Annotated in this window: 7 protein-coding genes; all 7 read left to right on the top strand. The window is 30.9% G+C overall.

Annotated features, from left to right (window positions below; genetic code table 11):
* Positions 1-148: 148 nt before the first annotated feature.
* Positions 149-3,952: a hybrid sensor histidine kinase/response regulator transcription factor gene (locus tag CLV91_RS11275; RefSeq protein WP_170146746.1), complete on the top strand. Its 3,804-nt coding sequence runs from the start codon at positions 149-151 to the stop codon at positions 3,950-3,952.
* A 104-nt stretch (positions 3,953-4,056) separates the two neighbouring features.
* The gene (locus CLV91_RS11270; RefSeq protein ID WP_121067997.1) at positions 4,057-7,965 is read left to right on the top strand and encodes a DUF1592 domain-containing protein; all 3,909 of its coding nucleotides are present in this window, start codon (positions 4,057-4,059) and stop codon (positions 7,963-7,965) included.
* 25 nt (positions 7,966-7,990) lie between these two features.
* The gene (locus CLV91_RS11265) at positions 7,991-9,340 is read left to right on the top strand and encodes a DUF1552 domain-containing protein (RefSeq protein ID WP_121067995.1); all 1,350 of its coding nucleotides are present in this window, start codon (positions 7,991-7,993) and stop codon (positions 9,338-9,340) included.
* A gap of 44 nt (positions 9,341-9,384) precedes the next feature.
* Entirely contained in the window at positions 9,385-10,710 is a 1,326-nt protein-coding gene (gene fucP, locus CLV91_RS11260; RefSeq protein WP_121067993.1) for an L-fucose:H+ symporter permease, read from the top strand.
* A 36-nt stretch (positions 10,711-10,746) separates the two neighbouring features.
* Positions 10,747-11,706 carry a cytochrome-c peroxidase gene (locus CLV91_RS11255; protein WP_170146745.1) on the top strand — a complete coding sequence of 320 codons (960 nt, stop codon included), beginning with the start codon at positions 10,747-10,749 and terminating at the stop codon, positions 11,704-11,706.
* A 23-nt stretch (positions 11,707-11,729) separates the two neighbouring features.
* Positions 11,730-13,631, top strand: coding sequence for an outer membrane protein assembly factor BamB family protein (locus CLV91_RS11250; RefSeq protein ID WP_121067989.1), 1,902 nt, complete (start codon positions 11,730-11,732; stop codon positions 13,629-13,631).
* A 102-nt stretch (positions 13,632-13,733) separates the two neighbouring features.
* Positions 13,734-15,191, top strand: coding sequence for an alpha-galactosidase (locus tag CLV91_RS11245; RefSeq protein ID WP_121067987.1), 1,458 nt, complete (start codon positions 13,734-13,736; stop codon positions 15,189-15,191).
* Positions 15,192-15,195 lie beyond the last annotated feature (4 nt).

Raw genomic sequence — 15,195 nt, 5'->3', positions numbered from 1 at the left:
TTCAAGAATATTAACTTCCTTTTTTTGAAAAAGGGAAAGTTGTATATTTCTACATCAATATTGATTACTGAATTATATGAGCAAAAGTGTGAATTTTAAAAAAATGCAAAAAAAAAGACCTTTCGTATTTTTTTTAAAATTTACACTTTTGTTTTTTTTGTACCCCATTATTGGTTCTGCACAATATAATTACACCTCTCTTTTTGAAACAACAGATTTACCTACCACGACCGTATCTAGAGTAAGACAAGATAAGCAAGGGTTTATTTGGTTTACATCAGAAGACGGTTTATTTAAATTTGATGGTTATAGGTATGAGCAGCATGCTTTTTTAAATAACAATCCAGATTTTCCGCTCAGAGGAATAAAAAAAATTGAGTTTGATGATTATGGTAGAATTTGGCTAGTAACCAAAGATAATACTTTGCATTGTTATGTTATAGAGAGTAAAAGGCTTCATAATATCACATTTAAAGGAGATAATACAGCTTCTTTTGTTAATAGTATGACAATAAATGATTCAAAATTATTTGTTGGTAGGGGAGCACCTTTTTATTTTTCAGTTAAAAATCTAGATATCAATAATATAGAACCAAAATCAATTGTAAAAAAAAATGGAGGATCTAGATTAGGATATAGTAGATCCCACTTTATATGGTTTGTTACTGGGGAATATATGGTTTTTTTTGATTCTAAAGCGGAGAAACTTATTAGGGTTATAAGTATGCCAGTAAAGGCAAGTAGCATATGTGTGGACACAGAAAATAATGTTTGGATAGGAGATGGTACAGATAAATTATATAAATACAATAACAAAACTAAGGAATGGGAAGTGCCCTTTACAATAGAGGAAGGAGTTCGTTGGTTAGAGTATGATGAAAAAAGAAATAGAATATGGGTAACTAGTCATCTTAAGTTAAGTTATATAGAATTAGGTTCTTTAGAAAAAGAAGTAATAAAATTACCAGTCTCAAGAAGATTTATACGTAATGCAGAATCTTTTGTAGATAAACAAGGTAATTTATGGATGGTAACATCTAATGATTTAATAAAAATAAATTTTAGAGGAAATTTGGCTTTGGATTCTAATTTTAAAGAACTATTTAATTCCAAAAATAAAAATACTATTTCTCAAGATTTTACTGGAGCTGTATTATTAGGAACATCAGATTCTGGTTTAATTAGGAAGAATTTTGAAACAGAAGAAACCAAAACATATTTAAAAGGGAAAAATATTTTTTGTATTAATAGTGTAACAGATTCTTTGTTTTTAATAGGAACAAACAAAGGCTTGTATGAATTTAAATATAACGATTCACTTAAAGACTATACCATAAAGCAATTGCAATTAGATATTACAATTGGAGATGTGTTTTCTGTTGTTAAAAGTAAAGAGAATGTATATTGGGTTGGGTATTATGGTGGACTATCTAGAATAGAATATTCTGCTCGTAAACCAAAAATAGAACGAGTAGCTCGTTGGAGTAATGTTGGTTTTGTAATATATGATAAAACTAATAATGCTATTGTTACTAACGCTATTAATAAAGGAATTTTCCAGGTTTTGTTAGATGCTAATCATGAAGCTATAGATATTAAAAATATCAATCAATCAAAAGATTTAGGGAGTAATTCTGTTCAGATGCTTTATAAAACTAAAGACAATTTATGGGCAGCGACAGCATTGGGATTAAGTAAATTAAAATTTAATCTAGATAAGAGAGAATATATTGTACATAAGAATTATACAACGCATGATGGTTTATCTAATAACTATGTATCGAGTTTAGTTTCAGAAAATGATAGTGTTTTATGGATAGGTACGCATAATGGATTAAATAAATTTAATCACTTTAAAGAAAAATTTACTAATTACTATAAAGGTTTTGGATATTTCTCCAATAGGTTTTCAGATAAAATAGCATACTATTCTAAAGAAAATAAAATGCTTTTTGGAGTAAATAAAGGGATAATTGCTTTTGATCCAGAAAAGTTTTCGCCAAGTAAAAATGATTATACTATTTTTATTCAAGATGTTCAAATTAATGGTATTTCTGGAAATACAGTTAGTGACCTTAGTGCTCTAAATCATTATCAAAATAATTTAACTTTTCAAGTTTCAGTTCCAAATTTTATTTCTCCAAGTGCTATAAAATATCGCTATAAAATTCAACAAGAAAATAGCAAATGGAATATTAAATTTGCTAAAGATAATTTGTTTACCCTAAATAATTTGCCTCAGGGAAATTATAAAATTTGGTTGCAATGTACTAACGAAGACGGTAAATGGAACTCAGAAATACAGTCCATAAACTTTACTATTTATCCTCCTTTTTGGTTAACCTGGTGGTTTATTACTTTTTGGGCTGTAATTGGTTTAGGAGCATTAATTTTATTTACACGTTTTTCTATTATTAAACAAACAAGGAAAAAGACTTTAAACCTTGAGTTAAATTTAGAAAAGAAACTTAGAGAAACAGATTTAGAGAAAATTAAATTTTTCACAAATATTTCTCATGATTTAAAAACACCACTAACAATGGTGAAAGAACCACTAGAAAAAATTTTAAAAACTTCTTTACCAGAAGAGGAAAAGAAATTTTTATTAGAAACGGCTTCTAATAATGCTAATAGGTTAGTTAAATTAATAAACCAAGCTCTTAATTTTAGTACTATTCATACGGGAGAATTAACTTTAAATATTCAAAAAGTAGAGTGTGTAAGTTTTTTTAAGTTGCTTTTGGACAATTTTAAGTACCAAGCAGAAGAAAAAAATATAAACTTAAATTTTTACTCAGATAGCCCTAGACAGCCATTATATATTGATAAAGAAAAAATAGAAAGAGTTTTTTATAACATACTATCTAATGCTTTTAAAAACACACCGAAAGGTGGTGAAATTACTTTAAAAATAAGACATGATGAGGAAAATCAGTTAGTTGGAGTAAGTATAAAAGACACTGGGAAAGGAATTAGTAAAGATAAATTACAGGATATATTTTCTAGATTTTTTCAGTCAAACACAGATACTAAAGGACAGGGGATAGGTTTATCTATTGTAAAAGAGTATATAGAAGCACATGAAGGAACTGTAAAAATAGAAAGTGAATTTAAAAAAGGGACAACAGTATTTTTAAGCTTTCCGAGTGAAGAAGAAAAAGTGGAAGTTTCTAAAGAGGTTACTACCCAAAAAAAAGAGTTTGAATATAGTATATTAATTGCAGAAGATGATGATGAACTTAGGAAATATTTAACCTATGAACTAGCTACAAAATACAAGCTTTTTGTTGCAAATAATGGAAAAAGGGCATTGGAAATAGTTTTAAATAAAATGCCAGATATTGTTTTAACAGACTTAATGATGCCAGAGTTAAATGGAATAGAACTTTGTAAAAAAATTAAAGAGGATATTAGAACATCACATATTCCAACAATTATAATAACTGCATCCGGAAAAAAAGAAATTGAAGTTTTAGATAGCGGGGTTAATGATTATATAACAAAGCCATTTAAAACAGAGAGTTTGCTCTTAAAAATTAAAAATCAATTAACGATTATTAAACAAACAAAAGATTGGTTTCAAAGAGAAATTAATTTAAAACCTCAAGAAGAAAAAATTGAATCTTCGGGAACCATTTTTTTAAAGAATTTAATGCAAGTTATTGAAGAGAATTTTATTGAAAATAAATTAGACATTTCAGTACTAACATCTAAAATGAACATGTCTAAAAGTTCTCTTTATAAGAAAACTTCTCAGCTAACAGGAATGTCAATTAATGAATTGATAACCTCTATTAAGTTAACAAAAGCAGCCGAATTATTAAGTAAAAATAATTACTCTTTTAACGAAATAACTTTTATGTTAGGGTATAATGATGTTAAATATTTTAGAGAATTATTTAAGAAAAAATACGAGCTTACCCCTACAGAATATCGTAAAAAACATATGTAAATAGGCATATTATACTATACTCCCCTTAATGTTGGATAATTACCCCCTATTAAATTTTTAAGGAAAATTAACTTTGGGATATAGTTATAAATTTAAGCTTGTTTATGAAAGTAACTTTTTATGTTGCGTCCTTTTTTACTCTAGTTTTAGTAGGGTTATTATTTATCCCAATTCAAATAAATGAAGAAGGTGGAGTTTTTGCATTTTTAGGTAATTTTCATCCTTTATTATTACATGTGCCAATTGGTACTCTCATAGTATTAGCTGTTTTAGAAATAGTAGATTATTTTAAACCAGAATTAAAAATAAATAATGCAAGTTCTATAGTACTTTGGTTTTCAGTATTAAGTATTATTCCAACCGTTTATTTGGGTTTTTTCCTTGCAGCTTCTGGCGGTTATAACCCAGAAAAACTTTTTTTACACAAATGGTTGGGGTGGGGTACTGCTTTACTTAGTATATGGTTAGCAGTATATCATTCTTGGGTGCAAGAAAAATCTAAAAACTTTAAATTAAGTTATAAGGTACTTGTAATTCTTGTAGTAACATTATTATCTGTTGCAGGGCATTATGGAGGTTCTTTAACACACGGTTCAGATTACTTAACTAAAGACATGCCAGTAGTAATGAAAAATTTCTTTGGTGTTAAAAAGACAGAATCTGAGATTATTCTCTCCCAAATAAAAGAACAAGCAAAAGATACCATAAACCATAGAGCTCTTGCTTTTGCAAATAAGGTACACCCTATAATGGAAGCAAACTGTTTTGAATGTCATAATGCAGATAAACAAAAGGGAGATATACGATTAGATAATATTAATTGGAAAGTTAATACTCCCGAAGATGTAGAAAAGTGGCAAACAATATTAGAAGAAGTTTCTGAAGGGAACATGCCTCCAGAAGAGGAAGAACCACTAACAACAGAAGAACGTAATGGATTGTTAAGCTGGATAGAACAAACTTTAAAAAAACCAGAAGTACTTGATAGTATTATAAATAAGATACCTAAAAAGCAAATAGCTATGGCAATGCCAATAACCAATGTGTCTAATTTATCTCCAGAAGCATCCGAATATGTAAATAATATAAGACCTATTTTAAATAAATATTGTTTTAGTTGCCATGGGGCAAAAAAACAAAAAGGTAGTATGCGTTTAGATGTTCTTAACTGGGATATGGTTAATGGTAATGATGCCCAAAAATGGCATTCTGCTTTAGATGAAATTAATGCCGGAGAAATGCCACCAAAGAAAAAGAAGCAATTAACTGATAATGAGCGTAGAATGCTAGTAGATTGGCTCACAAATTCTTTAGAGGAAGCAGCAAATGCAAAAAGAGGTAAGAACAAAAAAGTAACACGTAGGTTAACAAAATCGCAATACACAAATTCTTTAAAACACTTGTTAAAACTGCCTGTAAACTTTGGAAGTGTATTACCAGACGATGGTAAGTCTAAAATGGGTTTTACAAATAATGGCGATGTGTTACAGGTTTCTTCTTTGCATATAGATTATTATCAAAAAATAGCAAGGGAGGCTCTAGATAAAGCTATTGTTTATGGAGAAAAACCAACACCTAAAAAGTACAAAGTAACTTTTGCAGAAAATATAGGGGTAGATGGTATTGCGGCAGAATTTGGTGGTTTTCAATCTGCACCAATAAAGAAAGATAATTTTCTTGTAGAAGTTTTAAGTAAAGATATTAAGGCAAGTATAGATACTATTAAAAGAAATATAGGTGTTGGTATGCGTGGCTCTATGAGTGATAGATATGAAATTACAAAAAATGGAATGGTTTTATATTCTGCTTTACCACATAAAGATGTTCCTCCAAGATCGTGGCAAGGTCCATCTCCAAATTTAAAAATGCTAATTAAGAATAATTTTCCTAAAGATGGTCCATTTATATTTAGAGTACAAGCATCTAAAGGGCCTGTGATAGAAAATAAAGAGGGTTTAATAAGTTTACGAAAAAACGTACCTGCAAAAGTTTTACCAGAAACAATAATTATAAAAGCTAAAGAAGCTACAAAACAACATAGAGCAGTATTAAAAGATAATAAGTGGTTATTGGCAGATGCAGTAGACTCTTATGTAAATATAGAACTAAATGTTAATATACCTAAAGAAGGGTTTTATCAGGTAGATTTTGTGCACCCTTACTCTTCTGAAGAGAATATGCCATCTTTTTTAATGGAAATAGGTAGATTTAAAAGAATACAAGAGCGGTTAAAATTAGATAAAAGTTTAGAAACTAAAGAAGAAATTGTTACACCTGTTACTTTAGGCTTTTTTAAAAAAGGAAACTATAAATATAAATTAGGAGGAAAGTTTTTTGTAGGTTTTAGCGAATTACGGATAACACCTCTTGCAGATAATGATCCTTTACCAGAAAAGTTAAGAAAAGAAGCGGATGTTAATAGGCAAAAGTTTAAGGATGCCCATCCGTCTATTAGAGCGTTTGTAGGGTCTAGAACAGATGATGGTTTAGATTATAATACGTATGATGTAAGCAAAACAGTAACTACTAACATTGGAGATTTTTCTACCTACGAATTTAAAGGCAGATTAGAAAATTTACCTATGCCGGTATACAACCCAACTGAAAAATCGGAATTGGCTAGTACAATGATTGTTGGTTTATGGAATAATAATTTGGTAAAAAATAAAGGTGAAACTGGCCCACCATTGCTTGTTAAATCTATAGAATTAGAAGTACCATATTACCCAGTATGGCCGCCAGAATGCCATACCAATATTTTCTTTGATTCTCCTAATATAAATAACAAAGAAATCTATACAGCAGAAGTACTTAAAAAGTTTATAGAAAAAGCTTTTAGAAGACCATTATTGGAAGGCGAGTTAGAAAGGTATTTAAATTTTTGGAAAGACACTAAAGATAATTTTACTACATACGAAGATGGTGTTAAAGAAGTTTTAGTAGCAATTTTATGTTCGCCAAATTTCTTGTATTTATTAGAGACCGAAAAAGCAAAGCCAGAGAAAATTTCTGATGATTATTATTTGGCTTCTAAAATGTCGTATTTTTTATGGAATTCTCCTCCAGATGCCAAACTAATTTCCTTGGCAGAGCAAGGGAAGTTAAAAGAGGAATTGTCTAATGAGCTGCCAAGGATGGTTGAAAATCCTAAAATATGGAAAATGATTAAAGCTTTTACTTATGATTGGCTACGTATTGATCGTTTAAAAGGTATGAGTGCTAATATGTCTTTATATCCAGATTTTACAAGATTTGTTAAAGAAGATATGGCACAAGAAACATATAGTTTTGTGCATCATATTTTAGAAGATAATTTAAGTATATTAAATTTTGTAGATTCTGATTTTGCTATGTTAAATCAAAATTTAGCAGAATTTTATGGTGTTAAAGGAATAAAAGGGAATGAATTTAGAGTGGTTGCCTTACCAACTAAAGAAAATAGAGGAGGGTTATTATCGCAAGGGGCTTTTTTAACAGGGCATTCAGATGGTGTACAAGCGCACCCTATAAAGAGAGCGGTATGGTTAAAAGAAAAAATACTTGGAGATCCATCTCCGCCACCACCACCTAATGTACCTGAATTAGACCCAGAAACCCCTGGGTTTGATAAGTTGACTTTAAAAGAACAATTAGATTTACATAGAAACAAAGCATCCTGTATAGATTGCCATTTAAAAATAGATCCTTATGGAGTAGCATTTGAAAATTATGATGCAGTAGGAAGGTATCAAGAAAAAGCTAAAGATAGGTTTATAGATTCTAAATCTACATTACCAGATGGTACACAAGTAAATGGGGTGCAAGGGATAAAAAAATATATTCTGAATCAGAAAAAAACAGAATTTACAAAGTCCTTAGTAGAACATTTATATGCTTATGGATTAGGTAGAGATGTAGGCTTTTCTGATGAAAAGGAAATAAATAATATTGTACAAAATGTAATTAAAGAGGATTATAAATTTCAATCTGTTTTAGAGCAAATTATACTATCAGATTCATTTATAAATAATTAATTGTTTAGAACTAAATAACAAAATTATGAGTAGAAAACCATGGCATTTAGATCGTAGAACATTTATTAAAGGGTTAGGAGCAGCTTGTATGCTTCCGTACATGGAAGCTATGGGAATGCCTAAATTAATAGATTATAATGGCAGTAGTACTGCTCCAAAAAGACTTTGTTTTTTATATTTTCCAAATGGGGTAAGTATGCCTAGTATGGATAATTTAAAAGAAAAAGATTGGAGTTGGTTTCCGCATACTTCTGGCAAAGATTACAATTTTACAAAACCTTTAGAGGCATTAGCACCATATAAAAACGATATTTCTATTTTAGGAGGATTAAGTCATCCAAATAGTAGAAATGTTTTAGGACATATGGCAGGTGATACTTTTTTAACTGCCGGAGATTTACGAGGAGATAAGTACAATAATTCTATTTCTGTAGATCAAGTAGCAGCTCATAAATTAAGAAAACATACAAGAATACCTTCTTTAACTATATCTACAGATGGTGGTGTAGGCTACAAATCAAGGGCAAGTACTCTTTCTTTTGATAATACAGGAAAAGCAATACCTTCAGAACATAGACAAAGAGAAATTTTTGAGAGGTATTTTTCTCCAAATGGAGGTACTACCACTTTGGAGAGACGTAAAAGTTTACAACAAGGAAAGAAAATTGTGGATCTAGTTCTGGAAGATAGCAAACGTTTAAAAAAACGTCTAGGGTATAATGATAAGTCTAAGTTAGATGAATATATGACTTCATTAAATAGAGTAGAAGAGCAAGTAGCACGTAATGAAAAATGGTTAGATGTTCCTATGAAGAAATTTGATGCTTCTAGAATTAATCTTAGTGTGGATGCTACTGTAGACCCAGAAGCGTATTTAAGATCTACGTTAGATTTAATGGTTTTAGGTTTCCAAACAGATTTAACTCGTGTTATGACTTATATGATGGCTCGTGAAGATGGAATGGGATTTGGAGATGCTTTTCCAAAACTAGCTTTGGGCTTAAGCGGACACCATGGAATGACACATGATAAAAGAGAAGGGCATTTTGAAAGACAAGGGAAGTATGATCAGTGGTTAACCAAGCAATACGCTTACTTTTTAGAACAAATGAAAAATACTAATGATGAATATGGCTCTTTATTAGATAATACCCTTGTGCTTTATGGAAGTGCTTGTAGTTCTACACATAATGCAACTAATTGCCCATTGGTATTAGCGGGGGGCTCTAAATTAGGAGTTAAACACGGTAGTTATACTGTTTTTGAAGAAAAGCATGAACCATTATCTAATCTATTCGTAAGTATGCTTAATACAGTAGGAGTGCCTACAGAAAGTTTTGCAGATAGTTCAGGGGCTTTATCTGCAGTTTTATAAGCAACAACCAACCAATCAATCTTTTTTTAAATAAAATATTCTAGATGAATAAAGAAACCAAGCCAGTTATAGTAAGCAAAAAATTATTGTTTCCATTTATAATAATAACCTCTTTATTTGCTTTATGGGGAATAGCTAACGATTTAACTAATCCAATGGTATCTGCTTTTAAGAAAGTAATGCCAGAGTTATCTAACTTACAAGCTTCATTAGTACAATCTGCTTTTTATTTTGGCTATTTCTTTATGGCTTTACCAGCAGCTTTATTTATAAGAAAATATAGTTACAAATCTGGTATTATTTTAGGACTTGTATTATATGCCATAGGAGCTTTTATGTTTTATCCTGCAGCGGCTTATGAAGATTTTAATTTCTTCTTAATTTCTCTTTGGGTAATTACTTGTGGGTTGTCTTTTTTAGAGACAACAGCAAATCCGTTAATACTGGCTTTAGGAGATAAAAGAACCTCAACGCAGAGATTAAATCTTGCACAAGCTTTTAATCCTGTTGGCTCTTTAACAGGTATGGTTATAGCACAAGTATTTGTTTTGAGTGCACTTAAATCGGATGATTATACTACCGAGGCTTATAATGCATTGTCATCAGAAGAGTTGTCTATTGTTCGCGAAAATGATTTGGGAGTAATTAGTTTGCCATATATAGCTTTGGGTATTTTGGTTTTAGTAATTATGGGAATAATAATTTTCACAAAAATTCCAAAAACTCCGGAAGAAGATAAAATGAGTTTGTCAGAGTCTTTTAAAAAGTTATTCGCAAATAAGAATTACATAGGGGGTGTTGTTGCACAAGCAGCTTGTGTAGGTTCCCAGATTATGTGTTGGACATTTATTTTTCAATATGTAGATAATTTAAATGCTACATATGATATGAACATTACCGCTACCAATTTTAATATAACGGCTATGTGTTTGTTTTTGACTGGTAGATGGATAGGTACTGGTTTAATGAAAAAAATGAACCCTTCGAAAGTATTAATGATTTTTGGTTTTTCTGGAGCCATTTGTGCTATTGGTGCAGTTGTTTTACCTGGTGTGCCAGGGTTAATCTCTCTCGTAGCTATTTCCATATTCATGTCCATTATGTTTCCAACTATTTATGGTATTGCTTTAAAAGATATGGGGGACGAAGCCAAAATTGGCTCTGCTGGTTTAGTAATGGCAATTGTTGGGGGAGCTTTTATGCCTCCTATACAAGCAGCTATTTTAGATATAGGAGGAGACGGTTTTAATGATGTAAGTTTCTTAGGATATATACCAGAAGTTAATTTTTCTTTTTTACTGCCTATGTTATGTTTAATAGTGGTTGGTTTTTATGGATTTAGAACAATGAAGAAATTGGGGAAGGTGTAATTTATTAAAATGAACTTTTTAAAATGGATCGTACTTATGGTAATTCCCATAGGTGTCTATGGGCAAAAAACAACGAAACCTAAGGTAGAGGAATTAAGAGAAATCCTGAGTCCATATTTTGTTCCTTTTTCTTATGATACTAACTTTTTAAAGGAAGAAAAAGACAAAATTGATTTAGGAAGAGCGTTATTTTTTGAAACTCAAATATCTGAAAAAAGTACTATTTCTTGTAATAGTTGTCACGATTTAAAAAAAGGAGGAACTAATGGTGCTCATTATCTAGATTTAAAAGAAGAAGGAGTGTTTTATAGAGATGTTCCTTCTGTTTATAATGTAGCTTCTCTTTCTTTATATAATGCTGATGGAGGAGAAAAATCATTTAAGAAAAAAATAGAAGACACTTTTGCTACCTCACATGAAATGGGAGTAATAAATGAAAGTGTTTTTGTAGATCGACTTAAAGAAAATAAAAAATATACATTATTGTTTAGTACTGCATATCCATCAGGAAAAATAAGTTTTGAAAATGCAGTTAATGCTTTACAAATGTTTATTAAAGGCTTAGTTACTCCTGCACCTATAGATGTTTTTATTAGTGGCGATAATAAAGCTTTTTCGGAGGCTCAAGTAGAAGGGGGATTAGTATTCAATGCGTTGAATTGTTATACCTGCCATACTGGTTCTAATCTGGGAGGACAAATGATTCAGAAGTTAGGGATAGCTCATGATTGGCCAAATCAAGAAGATTTAGGTTATTATCGTTTAAATAAGAATCCAGATTATAAAATGTTTTTTAGAGTTGCTCCCTTGCGTAATGTTGAAATTACAAGCCCCTATTTTCATGATGCATCTTCAAAGAAAATATGGAAAGCAATTCAGCAAATGGGAAAGCATGAAAGAGGAATACAAGTAAGTATCGAGGATGCTTTAAAAATAAAAGAATTTTTAAAAACCTTGACAGGAAAAGTAGATGCTAATTATATAGAGCCTAATTAATAATGGAATAATATCTAAAATATATGAATACCTTTTTAATACAATGTTTTACCTTTTTATTACTCATTACTTATAATATTACGGCTCAAAACAATACGGAAGCTGTAATAGGTAGCGCTAACGAATGGCCTATGTCTGGAGGTCCTAACGGTAATTATAAAATTACAACAAATAAAGATGTACCGTTAAAATGGTCCGTTAGAACAGGGGAAAATATAAAATGGAAAAAAACTTTACCAGAAGGAGGGCAAAGTGGTATTGCTGTTTGGGGATATAAGCTTTTTCTAACTATTAATCCTCCTAATACAAACCCAAAACATAAAGATGTTCTTAAAAAATATGATGTTGTAAAAAATAGATACGAATTTCTCTTTAAGAAGGAAGAAGAGAAACTTAAAAAAATTAAAGACCTTTCATATGCAAATCTTAAAGAAAATTTAGCAGAGCCATTGAAGAAATGGCAAAATTTACTAAAGAATAATTCGCATTACCAAAAAGCATCTAGTCTAGAAAGATATGATATAAAGAAAAACTTAATGCGTAAAAATGATGTAGGTAAGGATTATGCTATTTTTAATAATAAACTTGTAGCATATATTCATACCCAATCCCAAAACCTTCAAAAAACTTATGATTCATTAATAAAAATTGGAAAAGATAAAAGAGGAGGAGCTTCAAGTAAAAATATAATATTACTATGCTTAAATGCTAACACAGGAGAAACCCTTTGGGAAAAGACTATTAAAGGAACTTTTAGTAGTCAGTATAATTATGGTTTTAGTGATGCTACTACACCTTGCCCTATGACAGATGGGAAGAATGTATGGGCAATTAATGCAAGTGGAGGTATGGCTTGTTTCTCTATGGAAGGGGAACTGGTGTGGGAAAGAACCTGGGAGCCAAGTTCAGGAGGAAAACCCTTTAATAAACAATTTGATTCTGTTCTTTTTGAAGATTTAATACTTAACGTAGAACCGCCAGAGAAAGAAGATAAAGAGCGTAACAAAGACTGGAACTATGTGCATGCTTTTAATAAACTTACAGGAGAGCGGGTATGGGTTACTAAAATGGCAATTACCCATTATAATACACCAATTATAGGAAAAACAAAAGAAGGAAAACCAGCCTTGTTAATTGGTAGAGGCGGTCCACATGGAGTGCCAGAAAGACCAATAGGTCTTAGTTTAATATGTCTAGAAAAAAATAACGCTGGCAATGCTTTATGGAACTGGGAGCCAAAAGAAAATAATGCATTAGCAGGTTGGGGAGCTCTTAGTACACAGCACTGGGATATAGATAAAGCCTCATGGTTTTATAAAGGTAATGAGCATATAACAGTAGATACACAAACAGGGAAATTAATTTCAGAAAAAAAACTGAATACTGTTGACCAGTTTAATTATGATATAGAAAAGGGTAAATATGTGTTATCTGAAGAGGTAAAAATTAAAGAGCTTCAAAACCAAAGGCACTGTAATATTTTAGATGGAGATTACTTATTTTATATGGTTCGTTATAGTCCATTTATAGCTCGTCATAATGTAGCAACAGGCTTAAATGAACACATAGAAGTCCCAAGAGATATTGACAGGGATAATAATTTTATTTGGAAAATTCAGCATACCAATAATGGATTAAATTCTAAGGGGCAATTAAATGCTTTTGATACAAGAACTAGAGGAAATGGTTTTCAAAAATGTTTTTTAGGTTCACCAACTATGATTAATAATTATATATTTTTCACAAATGCTGTAGGAATGGTGTATGTTATTGATGCTACCGTAGAAGAAATGAATGAATCTGCCTTAGTTGCAGTTAATGACTTAGGGAAAAGTGGCAAGACTTGGACCGTAAATACAATGAGTTACGCCAATGGTAAAATTTACCATAGAACTATGAAAGAAGTTATTTGTATTTCAGAGTAAGTAAGTTTATTCTATTTTTTAACTGTAACATACAAAGTATGTATTAATAACTACATACAGGATTGCAGTTTATACGATTTTAGTTGATGGAAAAACATTACAATGAGAAATAGAAGAAACTTTATAAAGAAGAGTGGTTTAGGACTGGCGGGAGCTGGCTTAATAAGTTGTGGGGCTAGTAAAATAGAAAAATCGGAAGATGGGTATAGTTCAGGGGCTACTATAAATGGAAGTAGGACAGTTGAGCAGGTACCTATAAAAGTAAAAGCACCTTTATTTTTCCCTTACTATAGTATTTCTACCCCAGAAGAAAAAGGAGGAGGGGCTCATTATTATAAAAGCACTGCTTTTATGCATAACCCATTTATTATAGAAGCTTCTGGCATGTCAGGTTCTCCAGTAATAATAGATGCTAATGGAGTTTTTGTTGGTTTTATGACTTCCTATGGTTATGAAAATTCTACCTTTAGTTTTGATGGAAAAGAAACTTTAATAGTTTCTGTACCTGAAGGACAAGAGTTGTTTGTAAATGAAAAAGGAAATGGAGATAAAGCTTGGAAAGAGTATAATACAATAATGATGCAAAGGCTTAATTTTAAGCCTTTGACTACAATACCAGATTTTTGGTCAGATGTAGAATATTGTACCTGGGTGGAGCAAAAATATATGTCCAAGATAAGAGGAGGGCATTTTCATTTATTAAATCATGATTTTGTTGCCTCTTATTTAGATAAAATTATAGAGTATGGGTTTCCTAAAGGAAAAATGACTTTAGATCATGGTTGGGGACAATTCCCTGATGGTTCTGTAAAATCTGGTTTTGGAACTTGGCAAGCGGACCCAAAGAAGTTTCCAAATTTTAAGAAAACCATGGATATGATTAGCGAAAAAGGCTTTACGCCAGGGTTATGGATTGCATTCCCTAAAATACATCATGCGAGCACTATTGCTAAAAAATATCCAGACCTATTGGGAGATTGGAAAGTTACAGGAGATGTAGACAAAAATACCGCGGAAAGATGGTTAAATCCTAAAGCAGATATTTTTGAATATGCTTCGGAAGTAATATATCGTTTCTATTCCATGGGAGTCAAGAAGTTTAAGATTGATATGTCTTATAATACTAAATCTAATATGTTGCATATTCATAAAGAATTATACAGAGCGGCAAAAGCTATTAATCCTTATATAGAAATGGAATTTCATGTGCCAGATATTTTCTTTACTAAATATACAGATGTAACAAGAACCAATGATGTTTGGTTAAATGATAATTATGATTGGCCTGCAAGAGTAAAAAATCACTACGATATTGCTTTTAAATCTTCTCCAGGAAGGGCAATTAATTTGGATCATATCGGAGGTAATGATACCTCTGCAAAAGCGCTTACAGAAAAGAATTATTTAAGACATTTAGATATGTTCAAAAATAAAACAGGTTACCCATTAGTTTCTGTACTACCACACCACATAAGTCAAAAATGTGTAGATAAAACGGGAGAGTATTTATGGGAGTATGAAAAGGGTCCTAAGAATATAATTTCCGATTTTTATAACTAAGAGA

It is taken from the genome of Maribacter vaceletii, assembly GCF_003634105.1.
GTDB lineage: Bacteria > Bacteroidota > Bacteroidia > Flavobacteriales > Flavobacteriaceae > Maribacter_B > Maribacter_B vaceletii.
This window is presented reverse-complemented; position numbering and strand designations above follow the sequence as displayed.